This is a genomic window from Legionella drozanskii LLAP-1 (assembly GCF_001467585.1).
Lineage (GTDB): Bacteria > Pseudomonadota > Gammaproteobacteria > Legionellales > Legionellaceae > Tatlockia > Tatlockia drozanskii.
Genome location: NZ_LNXY01000027.1, coordinates 126,838 through 146,537, shown reverse-complemented (window position 1 = coordinate 146,537; position 19,700 = coordinate 126,838). Strand labels below are relative to the sequence as shown.

Genomic DNA, 19,700 nt, shown 5'->3' with positions numbered 1-19,700 from the left:
AAGTATGATGCGAAAGTTTAAAATATTAGTGCTTGTTAGTTTTTTAATGAGCTTATTCCAGTCCACAATAGCTGCCCAATCTCCAATAAAAAAGACGGAAACAGTTGATAGTGCAAATCAAAAAGCTATTTTAGTTTATGTGAATGAATACCGAGCTAAACGTGGTCTAAAACCTCTAAAAATGAATAACCTAATGTCAGCAGAAGCTGCAAAGCATAGCCGCGATATGGCAAACCATGCAATTCCTTTTGGTCATCAATATTTCGACAAACGGATCCACCGCCTATTCAATGCAATTCAACAATGTCAGGGTGGATCGGAGAATGTCGCTTATAATTATAAAGATGCGAAAGATGTTGTACGAAATTGGCTTACTAGCAGAGGGCATCGCAGAAATATTGAAGGAAATTATAATCTCACCGGTATAGGTTTGGCACGTGATAAAAGAGGAAAACTTTACTTCACACAAATTTTCCTCCGCACAACGAATCCTGCCTATTTGCAGAAATCAGTTGGATAATAAGCTCGGAGGATGTTAGACCTGTAGTTTGGGCCTTGGCCCAACCTACTAGATGGATTCTCCTATTTGCGAAACTAAAAGATCACGCAGCCAGGTCTATATTTTCTTCTCGAAGCGATTTAATAATCGCTGGTCTTTTTTGAAGTTCTGCAAAATAACGTCTTAAATGAGCGTACTCATTAAGATCAATTTTCATGTTCGAAGCCCATAAAAGTATTACAAATAGATAGGCATCTGGCATTGCAAACTGATCGCCGGTTAAAAAATTATTTTTAGCGAGGTGTTTGTCAACATAGTCAAACTTCTTTTTAATAACAGGAATGAAGATTGTTTCTTTTAATTCAGCTGGAATAGCTGAATTAAATAAGTTACTGAAACCTTTATGCAATTCAGAAGAAACGTAATTAGACCATCCAAGTACAAAATAGCGATTTAAATCACCCATTGGAGGACAGAGATGGGTGGCTTTATATTCATCGACAAGGTATTGTTGAATAATAATATTTTCGCTAAGGACTTGTTTATTATCTAACTCCAAAGCAGGTACTCCTCCTTTTGGATTAATGGAGAGATAATCGTTATTTTTCTCTGTTTTTTTAGTTTTCAAATCAACTGACTCATACTCGCAATCGAGGCCAATTTCGTTAATAACGATGCGAACAGCCAACGAACAAGCACCTTTAGAGTAATATAATTTCATTATTCATTCCTTATTAAATATTCCTTCTCTCATTTGTAACGTGCCCAACAGCTAACTACAAGTAAAGCGAATTAATTTTTATTTTCTTCATTACCCCTGTTGAGAAAAAGTACAGCACCCAAAAAGATAAAATACAAAAGAGCAAGCAATGCGCAGAACAATCCAAAGAGGATATTATTATGTGATTCATATAAGTAGTTAGCTATTTCTATCCCAATAGCTTGTGAACACATACCAATCATACTCATTAAGGCCGAAGTTGTTCCTTTACCGATTGGCGTGCAGAAAAGAATGAAACGATTTAGCGGTGCTCCAGCGATACCTAGACCAAAAAAATAAACAATAAGACCAGGCAATAGCCAGATAAAATGCTGGTTTATGGTCAAGGGTAGAAGGAAGCTAGTAAGCAAACCGATGCCTACAATTGCGGAGCCTATGCGAAGAATTTTTTTAACGCTACCCCGATGCGTTAACCGCAGGAGGACCCAGTTACCAAAAATACAAGCTGCGAACAAGGGAATTTGCCATAAACCATATTGAATAACGGATAATTTTGCATTAGCGATTAAAATAACAGGCGCAAGAGCGATCCAAGCAACACAAGGCAATCCCATTAAGCCAAGCGCAATTGATCCCAACATAAATGAGGGATTGATAAATAAATTTTTATAGTTGGTTAAAACGGTTCGTGGTGATAAGGAAATACGCTTAATTTGTTCACCATCTCGTTTTGTTTGGCCAATGGGTTCAGGCATAAATTTCCACAATCCCCAAAGTGCTAGAAGAGCAAACAGGCCAATAATGACAAAAATTAAACGCCAGCTGAAATAATGAATAAACGCGGCTCCAAGCAAGGGGCCTAGTAAGGGCGCGATGGTAGACACATTTGCCATGACAGAGATTAAGCGAATAGCATCCATTTCCGCGAAAATTTCCTGCAAAGTTGCATAGCCAATAACGCCGATAAAACATAAGCCCATACCTTGGAAAAAGCGAGCGATTAAAAAATGTTCCATCGAATTTGAGCAAGCAATGGCAATGGTACAAAATAAAAAAAGCAGAGCGCCAGCAAGCATAACTGGTCTGCGACCATATCGATCAGAAAGGGGGCCAAGGAATAGTTGTAAGCTTGCTCCTCCTAGAATATAAGCAGTTAAAGAGGTGGCAACCGCAGTTTCAGACCCATGAAATGATTCAACTACTTTAAGCATGCCAGGCATAATCATGTCGTTGGCAATGTAGGTAAGAAACTCATACAACACTAAAAAGCAGGCGAAAACCAAGGCTTGTTTGCGAGTAATATTAATAAGTGGTTGAGCCATGGTTGTTCCCTGGAATGGGCCAAATTCGTATTGAAATCTATTAAGTATACCTGAAAAATTAGTGGCTTGCTTATTTTATGAGCTTAATTTGTAAATGCGAAGCATCGGAGTGATTAATTATCCTTTTCCTTCTTTTCGCGTCTGAACAAATTAACTAATGAGGGCCAAAAAGCAACGATAAAAACAAACAAAGTAAAAAGCAAAACAGCAATAACCATTTTGAAAATACTAAAATTAAGCACATCACGAGATATAAACAAGCTTGTTATCGAACTAGATACAACAAGAAGCATTCTGACAAGCCATCCCAGCATTTCATTCTCCTATGGAGTTGAGTAAAAGCAGCCCAGTTTCTGTAAGGCGGTAATCTCTCATCATCCTTTGAGCATTTCTTTTCAGCAAGTGCTAATTGGGTACTTTTAAATGCAATTTATGCTTTGAACTACTCATTAACGAAATCTGTCGTAAATCAAGTCTAGCAATAATTGTCATCATCGTCGTATTATTAATTTTACGTTGTTTCCTAAGCAGCCGTAATTCTTGCCTTGCTCCTTCTAAAGCGATAAGGCGCAACTGATCTTCAAATTCTATTGCTTTTATACTCGTTAATTTCTCAGTTTCAGCACCAATATTTGAAATAATGTATTGATTAAGACCGGCCATAAGCGAGTTACCCACTTGCATAAAAATAGCAGCATCTTGTTCATCAGCTTTAGCACCGAAGAGTTTTATTTGATTTTCAATGGCGTGAATGCCTGCTTGAGCAGCTGCGATGATTGCTTCATTTTCTTCATTGTTAGGTGGGTTATCAATGAGCTTCTGGAGCCCAGGTAGGAGGATAGGTAGAGCGATAGTGCCGATAAGTAATGAGCAAAGAACAACCCCAACAACTAGAATAATCAAAAGATCGCGTTCTGGGAAAGCCGTGCCATCTGTCATTAAAATAGGCAAAGATAAGATAGCCGCTAATGCGACTGCCCCGCGTACGCCACCCAGCGAAATAACGGCTACAACTCTTAGATTGGGCCAACGCCAAGTGGTATGACGGCGTCGGGCAATTAAAACCTCAAAGGGTATAGTTAAATAAATCCACAATGCACGTAGAAAGACAAGAGTTAAGGTGATGAGGGCAATAATTTCGGCGCAGTCGGATAAGCTATAGCCTGTGTGAGCAAGTAATTGCAGCGCATGAGGTAAATATAATCCTAAAAGAATAAAGATAAGCCCGTTTAAAGTGATATCTAGCATGCCCCAGACAAAATGGCCTTCGATGCGCATTCTTGCCATTGTTCTATCTAAAAAGCCTGCTTTATCGATAGTAAATCCCGCGGAAACTGCTGCAAGTATTCCTGAAAATCCCAATTTTTCTGCTGCGAGGTAAGCTGTAAAAGGAAGTAGAAGTAAAAGTAAATTTTCTGTCGTGGTTTCGTGCTCATTTTTTCCTGTTAATTGACCTAAAAGTGCAACAAAAAGATAAGTTAGAATCGCTCCAACAATCATTCCGCCAAATCCAATGAGAAGCAGGCTAACTATCGCTTTACTCATCGAAAAAACACCCGTAAGCATCGCAGCGACTGCAAATTTAAATGAAACCAGCCCTGATGCGTCATTTAAAAGGGCTTCACCTTGTAAAATATGCATAATTTGCTCTGGCATTCGGACTTTTGCAGTCATGGATCTAAGCGTTATTGCATCAGTTGGGGATAAGGCTGCTGCTAAAGCAAAGGCGGCTGGCAAGGGGATAGTCGGAATTAGCCAATGCACCAGAAAACCTATTCCTGCTACAGTAAAAAAAACAAGACCAATGGATAAAGTAATGATTGTTCTTTTATTTAACAAAAACTCACGTTTGGGAAAGCGCCAGCTATCGCTAAAAAGTAAGGGAGGAATAAACAATAACATAAAAAGTTCATGATGGAATGCAAGATGAAAGTTTGGGAAAAAGAGTGCAATAAGAGCCCCTAAAGTCACTTGAGTAATTGGCGTGGGTAATGAGGGCACGAACCGGGAAATAACGCCGGATATAACCATTAAAAGCAAAAGAATTAAGCAAATTATTGCACTTTCCATAATTGCGGTTACTCCTGGAATATGCCTATGGGCTGGATTAAAAATAAAAAAGCTAAACTTCTTTAATAAAAATTGCAATAGAACTCAAAATTTATGTGAAATTTTTATGGACTGCCTGAAAGAGCTCTGTAGCGTCACCGCTCCCTGAAGTGGGGTTTAAAATGAACAGGTCAAGTCCAGCGATTCGCCAGATGGTTTAACCATTCACTTTTATAGAATAAAGTTGTTATCTAGTTTCCAGCAGGTTATTCTTGTGTCCCCCCAAATAATGGGAATCCTAGTTGTATTAAGGTGTTTTATGGAAGATAAAGGTAGATTCATGCGATTTGCTTTCGTATTCATTTGTTCTAGCTTGGCTTTAGTCACAAGTTGCAGTAATGAGCAATCAAAAATGGTTAAAGCAGCTCCTGAAGTAGGGGTTGTCACGCTTAAAACAGAAAAACTTACCCTAACGACAGAATTACCAGGCAGGACGCATGCCTATCGTGTGGCGGAAGTAAGACCGCAGGTGGGTGGAATTATTTTAAAGCGCCAATTCACCGAAGGTAGCGACGTTCACGCCGGGCAGTCTTTATATCAAATTGATCCCGCTACTTATCAAGCGGCGTATAAGAGTGCTCAGGCAGAGCTTGCTAAAGCCGAAGCCAATGCTGAAATTGGTCATCTAACAGTTAATCGATATAAGCCTCTGTTGGGGACTCATTATGTAAGTCGTCAAATTTACGATACCGCCGTTGCTACCACAAAACAGAACGACGCAGCGATTATTGCTGCAAAGGCAGCCTTGGAAAATGCACATATTAATCTCCTCTACACAAAGGTAAATTCTCCAATTACCGGACGTATCGGGAAATCGAGGGTCACAGAAGGGGCATTAGTTACAGCGAATCAACCTACGGCCTTAGCTTCCATTCAACAACTTGATCCAATTTATGTGGATGTCACGCAATCATCGACTGAATTTTTGCGATTAAAACGAGAATTAGTAAAAGGCTCGCTGACCAAAGGCGCTGATAGCGTTGCGGTTCAGTTGTTTCTTGAGGATGGCAGTATCTATTCCCAAAAGGGGACTTTACAATTTTCTGATGTGACTGTCGATGAGGCAACTGGTTCAATCACTTTGCGAGCTATTTTCCCTAACCAGAATCTTGAATTATTACCGGGTATGTTTGTGCGTGCACGAATAATTGAAGGAGTCAAAGATCAAGCCATTTTAGCGCCGCAGCAAGGGATTACTCGCAACGCGCGAGGTGAAGCCACAGCGTTAGTTGTTGATGCTCAAGGCAAGGTCGTAATGCGAAAATTGGTGACAGGCCAAGCGATTCGCGATAAATGGGTTGTTGTAAGCGGATTGAATGCTGGCGATAAAGTAGTTGTTACTGGTCAGCAAAAAATACGTCCTGGAGTTGTGGTAACTGCGGTTGAAGCCGAAGATGGTTCGAAAAATATGGCGGCAGGCGATAAACCTGAGCCTAGTTCTCAGAAGAGCAGTTAAATATGTCAGATTTTTTTATAGATAGACCAATCTTTGCTTGGGTTCTGGCTATTCTTGTGATGCTAGTGGGCGCTTTAGCGCTTTTAAAGTTGCCGGTGGCACAATATCCTTCGGTTGCCCCTCCCGCAATAGCGATTACGGCGATTTATCCAGGGGCCGATGCTCAAACTGTTCAAGATACGGTCACGCAAATTATTGAACAAAACATGAGTGGAATTGATAACCTCATGTATCTGTCTTCGCAAAGCGATTCCTCTGGGACTGTGACTATAACCCTGACCTTTGATTCCAAGGCTAATGCGGATATAGCTCAGGTGCAGGTGCAAAATAAATTACAGCTGGCAATGCCTTTATTGCCACAAGAGGTACAACAACAAGGGATAAGAGTAAAAAAATCCAGCAGCAGTTTTCTTTTAGTGTTAGGTGCCGTGTCTGAGAATGACACCATGGATCAGTACGATTTAGCTGATTATGTATCGTCGAATATTAAAGATTCCATTAGCCGCTTAAATGGGGTAGGCGATGTACAACTTTTCGGCTCCCAGTATTCGATGCGAATCTGGCTGGATCCTAATAAGTTGAATAATTATCAATTACAGCCAAGCGATATTATTTATGCAATTAAAGCGCAAAATAATCAAATTGCTGCGGGTCAATTAGGTGGCACCCCGGCTGTCAGCGGACAACAATTAAACGCCTCGATTATTGCTCAAACACGTTTAAAATCACCTGATGAATTTGGAAAAATATTACTTAAAGTTAATTCGAACGGTTCGCAAGTGCGGTTACGTGATGTTGCGCGGGTTGAACTTGGTGGTGAAAATTACGATGTCATTGCGCGATATAATGGCAAACCAGCGGCTGGTTTGGGTATCAAGTTAGCCGTTGGTGCAAATGCTTTAAATACAGCAGCGGCCGTGAAAGCTGCTGTTGCCAATATGGAACCTTTTTTCCCTCCAGATTTTAAAATTGTATACCCTTACGATACGACCCCTTTTGTGAAGCTGTCGATCCATGAGGTGCTGAAAACGCTATGCGAAGCAATTATCCTTGTCTTCTTAGTTATGTACTTGTTTTTGCAAAATATTAGAGCAACCTTAATTCCTACTATTGCTGTGCCTATCGTTTTGTTAGGGACCTTCGCTATTTTATCCATTTTAGGTTTCTCCATTAATACGCTCACCATGTTCGGGATGGTGCTTGCCATTGGTTTGCTGGTGGACGATGCAATTGTCGTTGTTGAAAACGTTGAACGAGTAATGGTTGAGGAAAAGTTGGGACCGAAAGAAGCAACACGTCGTTCGATGGGGCAAATTCAGGGAGCTCTTGTTGGTATTGCCATGGTCCTTTCCGCAGTTTTTATTCCGATGGCCTTTTTTGGAGGTTCAACTGGCGTCATTTATCGTCAGTTCTCTGTGACGATTGTATCGGCAATGGCTCTTTCAGTCTTAGTAGCGCTCATTTTAACGCCTGCTTTATGTGCATCCATCCTAAAACCTCTAACCGCAACGGAACAGGTGAAGACAGGTTTTTTTGGCTGGTTTAATCGAGGTTTTGACCGAGCTACTCATCTTTACCACGACAGCGTCGAAAAACTTCTGCGTAAAACAGGACGATATCTTCTCGTTTACTTATTGATTGTTTTAGGGATGGGATATCTGTTCTTAACCTTACCTACCTCGTTTTTGCCCGAGGAAGATCAAGGCCTTGTTTTAACGATGATGCAATTGCCCGCGGGAGCGACTCAAGAGCGTACCCAAAAAGTTGCGGACCAAATTTATCGTTATTATGCGACCAAAGAAAAAGATAATGTTGTATCGACGTTTACAGTCGTAGGCTTTGGTTTTAATGGTCGTGGCCAAAATTCGGGTATTGCTTTTAGCACCTTAAAAAGTTGGGATAAACGGGAAGGGGTAGAGAATAAGGTTCCTGCAATTATTGCAAGAGCGATGGGTGAATTTTCGCATATCAAAGACGGTTTGGTTTTCGCTTTTAACTTGCCTGCCATTATTGAATTGGGCACCGCAAGTGGATTTGATTTTCAATTAGTTGATAAGGCTAATATTGGTCATGAAAAATTAACAGAAGCTCGTAATCAACTCTTAGGGATGATCGCTCAGCATCCAGATACTCTTGCGCGTGTTAGACCCAATGGGTTGGAAGACACTCCACAGTTTAAATTAGCTATTGACCAAGAAAAAGCGAACGCCTTAGGTGTTGCAATTACTGATATTAATCAAACGATATCTATCGCTTTAGGTAGTGCTTATGTGAATGATTTTATTGATCGCGGTCGAGTAAAAAAAGTATATGTACAGGGCGCCGCTCCTTATCGAATGCTGCCCGATGATAGTAAATCTTGGTTTGTAAGAGGCGATAAAGGACAAATGGTTCCTTTTTCAGCCTTTGGTTCAACCTATTGGAGATATGGTTCACCACGATTAGAACGTTTTAACGGGTTACCTTCGATGGAAATTTTGGGGGAAGCAGCTTTGGGGAAAAGTAGTGGTGAAGCAATGCAGTTAATGGCTTCATTAGCAGATAAATTACCCCCAGGCGTAGGTTACGATTGGACTGGTATGTCCTATCAAGAACGTTTGTCCGGTGATCAAGCGCCTGCTTTATATGCAATTTCTTTACTGGTTGTGTTCTTATGTTTGGCGGCTTTATACGAAAGTTGGTCCATTCCGTTTTCTGTCATGCTTGTGGTTCCGCTTGGCGTTATCGGTGCCTTATTAGCTGCAAGTCTTCGTAGCATGAATAATGATGTCTATTTCCAAGTAGGACTGTTAACAACGATTGGTTTATCAGCAAAAAATGCGATTTTAATTGTTGAATTTGCCAAGGATCTGATCGTGAAAGAAAATAAAGGACTGATTGAGGCTACCCTTGAAGCGGTCCGCATGCGCTTACGTCCGATTTTAATGACTTCAATCGCGTTCATTTTTGGTGTTCTTCCTTTGGTAATAAGCACCGGTGCAGGTTCAGGTGCGCAAAATGCTGTAGGTACGGGGGTCGCTGGAGGGATGCTCACCGCAACAGTCTTAGCAATCTTTTTCGTGCCCATTTTCTTTGTGGTCGTTAGAAAACGGTTTGCTGGAAATAAGGACTAAACCGTTTTTCTCATCGTGGTCGCTTAAATTTTTAAGCTAAAAACTAACACAACTAAATTGATAGAATAATAGCCATATCGATGTATAATTACTTATCTTTCATGCCCAAGAAAAATTTATGCTAGACGATAAAGAAATTGCACTTTTTCAAGCAATTAAAGAGGGTGATCTAGAATGGTTACAGCAACTAATCGAAGAAACTCCAGATTTAATCTATGCCAAAACTGATGAAGGAAATACTCTTCTCCACTGTTTATATGCCATGGATCAAGAGGAGTCTTCTATCGCAGATTGGCTACGCCATAAGGCACCAGAGCTTGAGGAAGCTGTCAACAAAAACAATGAAACGCCTTGGGATATTCATAGAAAAGTCCAAGCCATTTTTTCGCATTCTTCTTATGAGGTTTCTTCCGAAGTTGTAGGAAGATATGCCGATATTTTACGAGCTGTCAATGTGACCTCGGCTAGAGTTGTTGTTAATTATTTAACGAGAACGACGGGGCAGAGTCCGGTTGATCATAATCAAGTTTATGCAGCAGCTTATCATGAAATGTTGGATAGTTTATTAACGAACCAAATAGGCCTTAATCACTATATCAGCGCTCTGACAGAAATAGCTGAAAATTCTAATGATGAAGACGCGCTTGTGTTCTTTACTATCATTTCTTATCTTAATTTTCGCTTGAAATTACAAAAAGAGGAGAAACAATTAGAAAATATACTGATACATCAACATGCTAATAATAGATATATGGATAATAACGAAAAAGATTTCGAATACGCTTCCAAAAAAATTCAAGAAAATAAGATAGAAGATTTGTTCAAAAAGGCATACAAAGCTGAGGTAAAAAAAGAGGATTTTTCTGATTTCATTCAGGAGCATTATCTTCAGCATTGGGATTTTTTTTTAGAAAAAGAACAGGATCTTAGGTACTGGTTTGATCGCTATAAAAGATACAAAGATAATAAAAAACATTTCAGTCAACAAATAAAAGAAGTGAATTTAAAATTACAGGATTTTGAAAGTGTTAGCCAACGCTTATCAGAAGCTAGAGAGGATTTTACTCATTTCATCATCAAGGAGATGGAAACTAGAAATGAAGAATCTAAGTCCTTCATAATGAGCACCATGTTAGATGCATCTGTTTTTAAATTTCATGAATTTCAATTAAGAATGGATTCATTTTATGCCTATTACCTACAAAACTTCCTTAAAGATGAAGAAACATTCAATGAAATAGCTAACAAACTACATCAAAAGATATTGAATAATCTTGTTTACCAGTGGTTGGATCAAATTCCCTTGGCAATTTGGGATAAAGAGTTAACTTTTTTTGCGAGACTTCATACTATTGCTTATCAAATTGACGATATTAATCAGAGAGATAGGGTGTATGAATTAATCGACCTGGTTGCATTCTTTAATACTAATAAGGGATCACCCAACAAAAAAGAGGAATTTATTTATCGCTGGCTGGAAACTAATTTTAATCTTTCTAGGGATGAAATCAAAAAACAAGGTAGCGATATTTTAGAGATAACAATCGCCATTATCAGCGAAACAATTCGTTCAGAATCCATTTTATATTTTCAAAATCTAATTAAAAATGAACTTGTTCGCCTACATAATTTAAATGAATCTTTTTCTCCTTTTGTCTATAGGGGATATGATGAAGGCATGACTAGGGAAAAAAGAGTAAAATTGATGAGGCGCGACATTGATTTTAACTCTAATGAAAGAGGGTTATCGGTTAACTTAGGCGGCGAACAGCCTACTAGCCATTCAGTCAATTTCACAGTTACTAATTTAACTACCCATGACCAATTGAGTGATCATACTGGAGGACAAGAGACAATTCCTTATCATACTGGTTTTGCTGGGGATAATATTTCCTTTACTGAGCTACTCACTTGTGCTGCTTATTACGCAAGCCATGAAGGTTGCATCAGTATTGCTTCGAACACTGTTAGTGTTGATTTAGATCTCTATTTGATGGATATAAGAAATCAAAGAATATATGAGCAATTCAACATAAAAAGAGATTTGCGCGAGAAAGTTATCAAAAATTTAGGAGTGGAATCTTATGTTTGTAATTTTCAAATCCAGAGAATTACTGAATTAGAAGAGTATAATGCCCCTCCCTACATACGATATGAAATTACTGATCCTATCTTATCAGAGGATCTCAAACGAGGTTTATTGCCGTTGTCTGTGGCCAGAGACGAACAAGGTTTTTATCAAATTCCATTTTTTTTAATCAATGCCTGTGTAAATATTCTTGCTGGTGAACCTAAACGATTTTTCTTTGAGGTCGCTCCTGATCAAAAAACAGCGGTATTAAGACTCATTGAGCAGGTTGATGGCGTTGAGACGGTTCTATTTAGTACGGATAATGAATTTGATAACCCGCAATATCGAGACAAAATTGCTAATCAGTCTATTTACAATTATGTATTTTCCTATCAATCTCAATTTGATTTAACTTACGGCGAAAGGCTTAATTTTATAGAATATGTCCTCATGGCGCAGCGTCGTTTTGGTGAGCACTCGCCTGTTGAAGCTGAGCAAGAGAGAACTAAGGAAGTAAAACGTGTCCAGAAATATAATAGAGGTGTTTTAGGGAGACATTTACTATTCTCTCCTCATAGTTCTGACAGCAATGGCGAGAAGGAAGATACTCAGTCTGAAAAGCATCGTGAGGAAGAAAGTGCTCAATTACCTTCACGAAATAAATCCCCTTCCTCACAATGAATCAAGGAATGAGTCGTGTGGTATAAATCCGATGCTGAAGGCCTAACAATTTATGTTTATGCTCAACCAGGTGCAAAATCAACAGCAATCGTTGGAATACACGATGATGCGCTTAAAATTCGCTTAAACACCCCGGCTGTTGAAGGCCGAGCAAATGATGCATTACTTAAATTTATCGCTCAACTTTTTGATGTTCCACTGCGGCAGGTAAAGCTAGTGCGTGGGGATAAGATAAGGCGTAAAACACTGAGGATAATTGGTAGTGTTGTTGAGCCAAGCAAGGTTTTTTCAAATTAGGTTGTTTCAGGGGCCAACCTAATTTGTGGACCCTATGACCAACAACCATTATTAAATACTTAAGCACATTCTCTATGCAAACTTGAAAAAAATGAGTCTATTTTTATTTTGATTTCGCAATCTTAAATAAACTCGGTATAATCTTTTCTTTTTATCTTTTGATTTAATATGAAGCTGTTACGCGGATTGGCTAAAGTTCCTTATTTTTCGGAGGGTACAGTAGCGGCTATTGGTAATTTTGATGGTGTACACTTAGGACATCAAGCGCTGCTAGCTGCTTTGAGGGCACAAGCAGATAAACGACAATTACCCCTGGTAGTTCTTTTATTTGAACCGCAACCTGCTGAATATTTTCGTGGCCAGCAGGCTCCTGCTAGACTAACAAGTTTGCGGGAAAAGTCGGAAGTGCTTGAATCTTGCAAAGTTGACTATCTTTGCTGCCTTAAATTTAATGAGGCTTTTGCTTTATTGTCAGCTCAAGAATTTGCTCAGCGTTATTTTTTTTCTTGGCTACAGGCTAACTATTTATTAGTCGGAGCGGATTTTCATTTTGGACAAGATCGTTCAGGAGATGTGTCTTTACTGAAAAGAATGGGCGAACAGTCCAATTGTATCGTGGAAACTTTTCCCGATTATTCGATTAACCATATTCGCATAAGTTCGACTAAAATTAGAGAGGCACTAGTACAAGGTCAGCTTGAGCAAGCATCAGTTTTACTCGGTAGAACGTTTAGTCTTTGCGGTCGGGTGGTTAAAGGAAATGAGCGCGGAAGAGAATGGGGAATCCCGACTGCTAATCTGACTATGCATCGCCTAGCTCTTCCTCTGAAAGGGGTGTTTTGCGTCAAGGTACGCAGAGCTAATGGCGAATGGTTAGAAGGGGTGGCCAATTTAGGATCTAGACCAACGGTTGATGGTACAAAAAATATCCTCGAAATTCATTTATTTAATTTTGATGGCAATTTATATGGTGAAATGCTGCAAGTGTTTTTCTTGCACAAATTACGAGATGAGGTTAAATTTTCATCAGTGGACGTTTTGATCAAGCAAATCCATAATGATGTTGCTGCGGCAAAGGCATATTTGAGTAGTCCCTCAACATAAGTCGCGGTAAGGCTGGGCGTTGAACACGCCGTTTTAAACTTAATGCATTAACAGAGTAGGCACAGATGGCAGAATACAAAGATACTTTAAATTTACCAGAAACGTCTTTTCCAATGAAGGCTAATCTTGCTCAACGCGAGCCACAGATGATAGTCAACTGGCAAACTAAAGCTATCTACGAAAAAATGAGAGATATTAGTGCCGGCTCAAAACGTTTTATCTTGCATGACGGCCCTCCCTATGCGAATGGGCATTTACATTGCGGCCATGCACTTAACAAAATTCTTAAAGATATTATTACAAAATCAAAATCACTGAGTGGTTTTGATGCGCCCTTTGTTCCCGGTTGGGATTGTCATGGTTTGCCTATTGAGTTGAATGTTGAGAAAAAAGTAGGCAAGGCCGGAATGAAAATTAGCGCCACAGAGTTTCGTGCTAAATGCCGCGAATATGCTGCAAGCCAAATTGATATTCAGCGTGAAGAGTTTGAACGTTTAGGTGTCTTTGGCGATTGGCAACATCCCTACATTACCATGGATTATTCTTACGAAGCCAATATTATTCGTGCCCTGGGTAAGGTGATTGAAAATGGGCATTTACAGCAAGGATTTAAGCCAGTTCATTGGTGTATCGATTGTGGTTCTGCTTTAGCTGAAGCTGAGGTTGAATATGAAGATAAAACTTCGCCCTCGATTGATGTCGCTTTTTACGCAGCTGAGCCTGAAAAGATCCTTAGTTTAATCGATAGTTCTTTAGCTCTGAAGCCAATCATCGTTCCAATCTGGACAACAACTCCCTGGTCCTTGCCTGCAAATGAAGCCGTTTGTTTGCATCCGGACTATGAATATGTGCTAGTGGATGTCGGTAAAAATTATTATCTACTCAGTAACGATTTGCTGAAGCCGGTGATGGCTCGTTATGGCATTGAAAATTATCAAATCAAAGGCAAGGCGACAGGCCAAGTCTTTGAAAAAATTTCATTAGAGCATCCTTTCAATGAGCGCCAGGTACCGATCATCCTGGGTGACCATGTCACCATTGACTCAGGTACAGGCTGTGTGCATACCGCACCAGCGCATGGTCCAGAAGACTACCAAGTAGGGCAGGCCTATCACCTCCCGCTTATTAATCCAGTGATGGCAAATGGTTGCTATGCGAAGGATGTCCCTTTATTCGCTGGGCTTTCTGTTTTAAAAGCGAATGAAAAAATTATTGAAGTCTTGGAAGAACATCAGGTCCTTTTACATCATGAATCAATACGCCATAGCTATCCACATTGCTGGCGCCATAAAACGCCGATGATTTTTCTTGCGACTCCTCAATGGTTTATTGCCATGGATAAAAATGGCTTACGTCAGGCAATTAAGGCTGAAATTGAAAAGGTGAATTGGGTTCCTGATTGGGGTAAGGCTCGTATTGCCAATATGGTTGAAACAAGACCTGATTGGTGCATTTCCAGGCAGCGTGCTTGGGGTACACCGATGCCCTTATTTGTGCATAAATCCACAAGGGAACTTCATCCTAAAACGATCGAATTGCTTGAGCTGATTGCTTTAAAAGTTGAAAAAAGCGGAATTAATGCCTGGTTTGAACTCGATACCGCTGAGTTTTTAGGCGCTGATGCGAGTGACTACGAAAAGATTAGCGATACTCTCGATGTTTGGTTTGATTCCGGCGTATCACATTATTGTGTTTTAAAACAAAATGAAGCACTCGGTTTACCTGCGGACGTTTATTTTGAGGGTTCAGATCAGCATCGTGGTTGGTTTAATTCATCCCTCACCACGGCAGTTGCTATCTATGGCCACGCACCCTATAAAACAGTATTAACCCACGGCTATACAGTCGATGCGGAAGGGAAAAAATTATCTAAATCCAAAGGTAATTACGTTGCCCTCGACAAATTAGTGAATCAGCACGGTGCTGATATTTTGCGCTTATGGGTTGCCTCGACTGATTATCGCCATGAAGTGAGTATTTCCGAGGAAATAATCAAACGTAATGCAGATGCGTACCGTCGTATTCGCAATACCGCTCGATTTTTACTGGCTAATTTATTTGATTTCGTCCCCGAAAAGAATTTACTTAAAGCGACGCAGCTTGTTGAATTAGATCGTTGGGCAATTAAGCGATGTCAAGAATTGCAAGAGGAAATCAAAGAAGCTTACAAGAATTATCATTTTCATGTCATTTATCAGAAGATTCATAATTTCTGTGCAGTGGATATGGGAAGTTTCTATCTTGATGTGATTAAAGATCGCCAGTACACCACAGCAAAAAATAGCCTGGCCAGACGTTCTTGCCAAACTGCGATGTATCATATTGTTCAGGCTTTAACCCGTTGGCTAGCCCCGATTTTATCATTTACTGCCGATGAGATTTGGCAGTTTATACCCGGTAAATCAAGTGAATCTGTATTTCTTGAACAATGGTATGATCAATGGCCACAAATTGAAGTTATGGACATGATATTCTGGCAACAACTTCAAGCAGTGCGCGATGAGGTTAATAAAGCGCTTGAAAGCCAACGGAAAGAAGGGCTAATTGGTTCAGCTTTAGCCGCAGAAGTTACACTTTACGCAGGTGAGCAATTATTCCCTGTGCTTAAGAAGTTAGGAGACGAATTGCGTTTTGTGCTAATCACTTCTTCTGCTATTGTAAAGCCGATGGATCAGTGTAAAGCTGAGACTTTAAGATCTAACGATTTGGATCTCGCTATATCAGTTCGTGCAAGTGAGTACGAAAAATGTGGACGCTGTTGGCATCGACGTGAGGAAGTAGGTTCGGATCCTAAACATCCAGAGTTATGCCAACGTTGTATTGATAATATTAGTGGTCGTGATGAAGTGAGGCATTTCGCATGAAAAAATGGCCCTGGTTTCTTTTAAGTCTTATAGTCATACTTTTGGATCAGCTTAGTAAATACTGGGCTGCTACTAATCTAATTCCCTATCAGCCGGAACCCCTGTTCCCAATGTTTAATTTCACCCTGGCTTACAATACTGGCGCCGCTTTCAGTTTTTTAAGTGGAACAGGAAGTTGGCATCGGTGGTTTTTTGCAGGATTTAGCATAGTCATGTCTATAGTTTTAGTGGTCTGGCTGGTGCGGTTATCGCCAAAAGCGAGATTGCAATCTCTGGCTGTCAGCTTAATTCTCGGAGGTGCTGTAGGAAATCTATATGACAGAGCAGTATTGGGCCATGTTATTGATTTTATTGATGTTTATTATGAAAACCACCACTGGCCAGTATTCAATCTAGCCGATAGCGCTATTTGTATTGGAGCGTTTCTATTATTTATCGATTTATGCAAAAACCCCGGTCGATAAAGCATGTAAATGCTTACTTTCGGGATTAACAATGCTAACCGCGGCAACGGCTGGGAGACTAAGATAATGCTCAGCCTCATCCCATTCTACTTCCGCTGGAAATAAACGTAACATAGGCAAGCACTTATTAAGCGATGCACAAAATGCTAAATTAGCTGGGTAGGGTCGCGCTTGATGATAACCTAAGGCCATTACTTGCATAGCCTCAGAAATGGTTGCAATGCCTGGAAGATGATTGATCGAGTAGATTGAAGCGGTTTGTGCGATAGCGGGCAAAAAACCAGGACTGGAAACAAAGTGTACCCCGGCGTGATAACATTCTTCGAGCTGTTGCGTATTGGTAATGTTACCTGCTCCAACGCGTAAGTTGGGGAAATCATCAATGATTCTTTTTAACAGCGCTTGCTCACTGCAATTAATCTCAACAATGGAAAATCCTGCTTGCCCAATTTGCTTCAGTCTGTCGAACAACAGTGCATCGACGTCTAAAGTTACAATAATTGATTGATTTCCAAACAGTTTATCACTCATCATAATTGGTTCGCTAAGCAAGCTGTAATTTGTCCATGTTAGAAGAGTTACGCTTGCTTATCAAGTGTTATCTACATAGTATTTGGGAAAAAACGAATGAATGTTTTTATCCTTGACTCTTTGCAAAACAGGGAGCTAAGTTGAACCAGCACGGGGTTGCAATTTGGCCCAACCGATTGATTAGTCTGGAAAGTTGATGAAAGGTTGGGCCAAGTCCCAACCTACACTCACTATAGAACGCTGGGACTTAATAAGGCGTTGTTTTAAACGGAGTGGGTGAGGGAGGATTTATTGTTTTGTCTAGAGTTTTATCTGGGATAGGAGTCACTCTTGGGCTATTAGCAGTTACAGCAAAACGAGGTAAATTTTGTAGTAGAAAATCCATTGTCATTTTGGGTATTGGCATACCTGGTATAATAGTATTTCTAATTAAATCTTGGGCTTCTTTATTTGGTTTTCCATTTTTTAACTTAAAGCTATCAGCGAAGCGATCAATGGCTTCTTTAGTCGGATTCGATTTAATTAATTCCAGTATGTGCCGAAAAATTTGGGCCTTGGAAACAGGGTCTTTTTTTACAGACACACCTGAAGGGCTAGGCGTTGGAGTTGTCGGTTTAGGCAAAGGTAATGGTGTATCAGGACTTAATTCATTTGCAATTTGATCCATAAAGGCCGCAATAGATGCAGCTTGATTGCTAAGATCTAAAATTTGCTGTTGCAGTCTGTCGCTATGTGCCAAAGCGTGTTGAGTTTTTGTCAGATTTAGTGTGAGTTCCTGATCTTTATTAGTCCCAACAACGTATCTGATATTAGAAATTGTCGGTTTAGAGTGTTCGTAATGGCGTTGTGCCGATAATTTATCATCAGGAGATAAAGCGTCAAATCGATGTTTCAGATCGGTAGCACTAAGATTAGGCATTGCTGTGAGCAAGTAAACTAATCCAGATTGAGGGTCAATATAAAGTCTTAGAGTGTGAGGAAGAATGAAAACCGCCATTTTATAGGATGGAACTTTTATACCGCTTGCGTCGTAAAAAGATTTTTTATCTTCAAGTACGGCTAAAATATCGTCCATACCTACAGATCGACCATTAAGCGCATTGAGCTCATCAAATTTCTTAGTGACTTCTTCATCCTGATTATTATTAACGAATCCATCGATTTCTTTTTGCTTTTCATCAATAGCTTGATGAAGAGCAGCAATCATTTCTTTAAATTCTTTAATTTTTTCTTCAGTTGATTTGCCTTCAGTTCTTTGTTCAAAGAGTTCATAGTCTTTATCTAACTGATCAAGGCTATCTTCGAAGACGGCGTAACGCTGAAGAATTGCCTTGTGTTCAATTTCTAATGCAGCTAATTCTTCTTCAAGTGCTTGAGCTTCTTTAAGCTTTTCTTCCAAAGCGCTGTCAATGAGCTGAGAAGCTAACTGATAAGCTGCATACGTTTGCGAAAAAATAAGCTGATTTGCATTGGGAAGATAGGATTCAACTTCTTTCACGGCACTGCGTTGATTTTGGGTAGCTATTCTGTCGATTTGTTTTTGAATAGCTGCGTTTAACTCTTTAGCGTGAGCCTTTTTCCTATAAACTGCGATTAAATATAAAAAGGACATAATGCGCAGTTTTCTAATATAATTATCTAAATTGTTTTGGTGTACAATTTGTTTAAAGGTTGCAAATAACGCTACTTGCTCATGAATAAGTGCTTTAGTCGTTTTACCTGCAATACTTTTCCAAAATGCCGCAGCTTGTTTCGTGTTTTTTAAGCCTGTTTGACCGAGGAGTTGAACAAATAGACGCTCGTAGGGATCTTCCAAGTGACTATTTTGGGTGGCCATTTGATCTTTGCTGGGTTTGGCTACTGCATGAGTTGCAGGCTTTTTGAGCGCGGTCAAGGTTTTAGACGATGAGGAATTTGACTGATCAGGCATGATAAAGCTCGTAGAAAACAATAACTAATATTATAGAGTATACACAAATCAACTGTCTACTCAATAGTCAAAATGTCTTGCACGCAAGCTAGTCCATACTACCAACATTGGGTTGTATGACCCTTAGGCAGACCCACTGGACCTGCGGTAATCCCTTTCACGCCAAGACTATTAAACGTGAGCGTTTGACACAGTTCATCCGCAGTGGCCTGTGCTCTAATTGGAATAGCTTGCAGGCTAAAGCGGGTATCGGATTGTTCTGTTATTTTTAACCGATACCAATTCTGCTCTGAACGCTCTGTTCCTAAAATATCGCTCTCATTGCCAGTTGCTATCGTTGCTCCTTGATAGGACTGTTGTTGAGAGTAATAGGCCTCCATTCGATTCGCAAGCGCAAGTAAGGCAGTTTGTCCGTCGACACGTCTTGCTTGAGTCATTGAATTGCGATAACTAGGGTAGGTGAACACAGCAAAAAGGCTAATGATCATCATAACTATCATTAATTCAATTAAAGAAAATCCTTTATTGATCATAAAAA

The 19,700-nt window shown here is 39.9% G+C and carries 15 protein-coding genes; 8 read left to right on the top strand and 7 right to left on the bottom strand.

Annotation, left to right across the window (positions count from 1 at the left end; genetic code table 11):
- The first annotated feature begins 4 nt into the window (after positions 1 to 4).
- A complete protein-coding gene (locus Ldro_RS09935; protein WP_058496267.1) occupies positions 5 to 520 on the top strand; it encodes a CAP domain-containing protein in 516 nt (171 codons plus the stop codon).
- An 82-nt stretch (positions 521 to 602) separates the two neighbouring features.
- Here the strand turns inward: Ldro_RS09935 and gstA are convergent, their stop codons facing one another.
- From gstA to Ldro_RS09915, 4 genes are all read right to left on the bottom strand, one after another.
- Positions 603 to 1,220 (bottom strand): glutathione transferase GstA, encoded by a 618-nt coding sequence (gene gstA / locus Ldro_RS09930; protein ID WP_058496266.1) that lies wholly within the window; start codon positions 1,218 to 1,220, stop codon positions 603 to 605.
- Positions 1,221 to 1,291: 71 nt separating this feature from the next.
- Positions 1,292 to 2,542 (bottom strand): MFS transporter, encoded by a 1,251-nt coding sequence (locus tag Ldro_RS09925; protein WP_058496265.1) that lies wholly within the window; start codon positions 2,540 to 2,542, stop codon positions 1,292 to 1,294.
- Positions 2,543 to 2,655: 113 nt separating this feature from the next.
- Positions 2,656 to 2,856, bottom strand: a complete 201-nt coding sequence (locus Ldro_RS09920) for a hypothetical protein (RefSeq protein ID WP_058496264.1) — start codon at positions 2,854 to 2,856, stop codon at positions 2,656 to 2,658.
- A gap of 91 nt (positions 2,857 to 2,947) precedes the next feature.
- Positions 2,948 to 4,612, bottom strand: a complete 1,665-nt coding sequence (locus Ldro_RS09915) for a Na+/H+ antiporter (RefSeq protein ID WP_058496263.1) — start codon at positions 4,610 to 4,612, stop codon at positions 2,948 to 2,950.
- Between the two features lie 298 nt (positions 4,613 to 4,910).
- On the opposite strand from Ldro_RS09915, the gene Ldro_RS09910 reads away from it, so the two are divergent.
- The 7 genes from Ldro_RS09910 (at position 4,911) to lspA (ending at position 16,701) form a co-directional block, all read left to right on the top strand.
- The gene (locus tag Ldro_RS09910) at positions 4,911 to 6,107 is read left to right on the top strand and encodes an efflux RND transporter periplasmic adaptor subunit (RefSeq protein WP_058496262.1); all 1,197 of its coding nucleotides are present in this window, start codon (positions 4,911 to 4,913) and stop codon (positions 6,105 to 6,107) included.
- Positions 6,108 to 6,109: 2 nt separating this feature from the next.
- Positions 6,110 to 9,220, top strand: coding sequence for an efflux RND transporter permease subunit (locus tag Ldro_RS09905; protein WP_058496261.1), 3,111 nt, complete (start codon positions 6,110 to 6,112; stop codon positions 9,218 to 9,220).
- A gap of 118 nt (positions 9,221 to 9,338) precedes the next feature.
- Positions 9,339 to 11,972, top strand: a complete 2,634-nt coding sequence (locus Ldro_RS09900) for a hypothetical protein (protein ID WP_058496260.1) — start codon at positions 9,339 to 9,341, stop codon at positions 11,970 to 11,972.
- Between the two features lie 15 nt (positions 11,973 to 11,987).
- Positions 11,988 to 12,269: a DUF167 domain-containing protein gene (locus Ldro_RS09895; protein WP_058496259.1), complete on the top strand. Its 282-nt coding sequence runs from the start codon at positions 11,988 to 11,990 to the stop codon at positions 12,267 to 12,269.
- A 168-nt stretch (positions 12,270 to 12,437) separates the two neighbouring features.
- Positions 12,438 to 13,373: a bifunctional riboflavin kinase/FAD synthetase gene (gene ribF, locus Ldro_RS09890; protein ID WP_058496258.1), complete on the top strand. Its 936-nt coding sequence runs from the start codon at positions 12,438 to 12,440 to the stop codon at positions 13,371 to 13,373.
- 65 nt (positions 13,374 to 13,438) lie between these two features.
- On the top strand, positions 13,439 to 16,237 hold the full coding sequence (ileS, locus tag Ldro_RS09885; RefSeq protein WP_058496257.1) for an isoleucine--tRNA ligase: 2,799 nt from the start codon (positions 13,439 to 13,441) through the stop codon (positions 16,235 to 16,237).
- Entirely contained in the window at positions 16,234 to 16,701 is a 468-nt protein-coding gene (gene lspA, locus Ldro_RS09880; RefSeq protein ID WP_058496256.1) for a signal peptidase II, read from the top strand. The genes ileS and lspA overlap by 4 nt, the downstream gene beginning before the upstream one ends.
- Here the strand turns inward: lspA and Ldro_RS09875 are convergent.
- From Ldro_RS09875 to Ldro_RS09865, 3 genes are all read right to left on the bottom strand, one after another.
- Positions 16,678 to 17,235 carry a multidrug DMT transporter permease gene (locus tag Ldro_RS09875; RefSeq protein ID WP_058496255.1) on the bottom strand — a complete coding sequence of 186 codons (558 nt, stop codon included), beginning with the start codon at positions 17,233 to 17,235 and terminating at the stop codon, positions 16,678 to 16,680. The genes lspA and Ldro_RS09875 overlap by 24 nt on opposite strands.
- 244 nt (positions 17,236 to 17,479) lie before the next feature.
- Complete coding sequence (locus Ldro_RS09870) at positions 17,480 to 19,162, bottom strand: hypothetical protein (protein ID WP_058496254.1); 1,683 nt, start codon at positions 19,160 to 19,162, stop codon at positions 17,480 to 17,482.
- A 98-nt stretch (positions 19,163 to 19,260) separates the two neighbouring features.
- The gene (locus tag Ldro_RS09865) at positions 19,261 to 19,695 is read right to left on the bottom strand and encodes a type IV pilin protein (RefSeq protein ID WP_058496253.1); all 435 of its coding nucleotides are present in this window, start codon (positions 19,693 to 19,695) and stop codon (positions 19,261 to 19,263) included.
- Positions 19,696 to 19,700: the final 5 nt, after the last annotated feature.

Coding starts and splice junctions, on each gene's coding strand:
- Ldro_RS09935 (WP_058496267.1), top strand. CDS start 5: ATGATGCGAAAGTTTAAAATATTAGTGCTTGTTAGTTTTTTAATGAGC.
- gstA (WP_058496266.1), bottom strand. CDS start 1,220: ATGAAATTATATTACTCTAAAGGTGCTTGTTCGTTGGCTGTTCGCATC.
- Ldro_RS09925 (WP_058496265.1), bottom strand. CDS start 2,542: ATGGCTCAACCACTTATTAATATTACTCGCAAACAAGCCTTGGTTTTC.
- Ldro_RS09920 (WP_058496264.1), bottom strand. CDS start 2,856: ATGCTGGGATGGCTTGTCAGAATGCTTCTTGTTGTATCTAGTTCGATA.
- Ldro_RS09915 (WP_058496263.1), bottom strand. CDS start 4,612: ATGGAAAGTGCAATAATTTGCTTAATTCTTTTGCTTTTAATGGTTATA.
- Ldro_RS09910 (WP_058496262.1), top strand. CDS start 4,911: ATGGAAGATAAAGGTAGATTCATGCGATTTGCTTTCGTATTCATTTGT.
- Ldro_RS09905 (WP_058496261.1), top strand. CDS start 6,110: ATGTCAGATTTTTTTATAGATAGACCAATCTTTGCTTGGGTTCTGGCT.
- Ldro_RS09900 (WP_058496260.1), top strand. CDS start 9,339: ATGCTAGACGATAAAGAAATTGCACTTTTTCAAGCAATTAAAGAGGGT.
- ribF (WP_058496258.1), top strand. CDS start 12,438: ATGAAGCTGTTACGCGGATTGGCTAAAGTTCCTTATTTTTCGGAGGGT.
- ileS (WP_058496257.1), top strand. CDS start 13,439: ATGGCAGAATACAAAGATACTTTAAATTTACCAGAAACGTCTTTTCCA.
- lspA (WP_058496256.1), top strand. CDS start 16,234: ATGAAAAAATGGCCCTGGTTTCTTTTAAGTCTTATAGTCATACTTTTG.
- Ldro_RS09875 (WP_058496255.1), bottom strand. CDS start 17,235: ATGATGAGTGATAAACTGTTTGGAAATCAATCAATTATTGTAACTTTA.
- Ldro_RS09870 (WP_058496254.1), bottom strand. CDS start 19,162: ATGCCTGATCAGTCAAATTCCTCATCGTCTAAAACCTTGACCGCGCTC.
- Ldro_RS09865 (WP_058496253.1), bottom strand. CDS start 19,695: ATGATCAATAAAGGATTTTCTTTAATTGAATTAATGATAGTTATGATG.